This is a genomic window from uncultured Campylobacter sp., assembly GCF_938018145.1.
Classification (GTDB): domain Bacteria; phylum Campylobacterota; class Campylobacteria; order Campylobacterales; family Campylobacteraceae; genus Campylobacter_A.
The window spans coordinates 1-1,031 of the sequence record NZ_CALIII010000427.1 but is presented as its reverse complement, the minus strand read 5'-3'; the positions used below and the strand labels follow the sequence as shown (position 1 = coordinate 1,031).

2 protein-coding genes are annotated in these 1,031 nt (G+C 52.9%); both read left to right on the top strand.

The features are described 5' to 3' along the window. Positions 1 to 388 (top strand): DsbA family protein (locus tag Q0338_RS10045; RefSeq protein WP_298086602.1); only part of this gene is annotated, 388 nt, incomplete at its 5' end. 9 nt (positions 389 to 397) lie between these two features. Then, the gene (gene dsbI / locus Q0338_RS10040) at positions 398 to 1,021 is read left to right on the top strand and encodes a protein-disulfide oxidoreductase DsbI (protein WP_298086601.1); all 624 of its coding nucleotides are present in this window, start codon (positions 398 to 400) and stop codon (positions 1,019 to 1,021) included. Positions 1,022 to 1,031: the final 10 nt, after the last annotated feature.

The window sequence follows — 1,031 nt, the reverse complement described above, 5'->3', positions numbered from 1 at the left end:
AGCGAGTAAAATTTTTGCCGTTTTGGCCGTGATGGACGAGGAAAAGGGCGTGAGCCTGCTAGATGAAAACTCGCTGTTTAAAAAGGCGAAATTTGCCTACTACAAGGCCTATCACGATCAAAAGCAGCGCTGGAGCGACGGCAAGGACGAGGCTGCGTTTTTAAAGACGGGGCTTGATGCGGCGGGCATCAGCGAGGCGGACTATCAAAAAAAGCTGGAAGACCCAAAAGTCGCCCAACTGCTTAAAAAATGGGACGAGAGCTACGACGTAGCCAAGATCCAAGGCGTGCCGGCGTTCGTCGTAAACGGCAAATACCTCATCATGACGAAGTCCATCAGCTCTATCGACGGCATGGCGCAGCTAATTGAAGAGCTGCTCAAAAAATAGGGCGCGGGCATGAAATTTGCGGAAAAAATAGCAAAATTCGCAGATAGCCGCCTGCCGTGGGCGATCCTCATAGCGGTGAGCGTGGGACTTGTTATCCTCGCGCACTCGCTGTTTCAAAACTACGTCTATATGCCGCCTTGCGAGCAGTGCGTCTATATCCGCTTTGCATTTTTGTGCATGGCGCTAGGAGGCCTGGTCGCGATCATAAATCCTAAAAATTTACTCCTCGCGCTCGCAGGCTACCTGCTAGCCTTTTGGGGCGCGATCCAGGGCATAATGTATAGCGTAAAGCTCGCCAAAATCCACGACGCCGTGCACGGAGACGATCCGTTCGGCGTGCAGGGCTGCTCGACCGAGCCGCACTATCCGTTCGGCCTGCCGCTTGAGCGGTGGGCGCCTGATTGGTTCTTGCCTACGGGCGACTGCGGCTACGATAACCCTTTGGTTCCCGACGGCGTCACGCTAAGCGGCTTTCAGAAGTATCTCGTCGATCTTTACGAGGAGGGCTGGTACCTGATCCCATCAAGCAAATTTATGTCGATGGCAGACTGCACGCTAATCGGCTTTGGAGTCTGCTTCGTCGTACTCGCCGCGATGTTCGTTTGCAAAATTTTAACTCTGAAAAAAGCTTAAATCGGTCTAA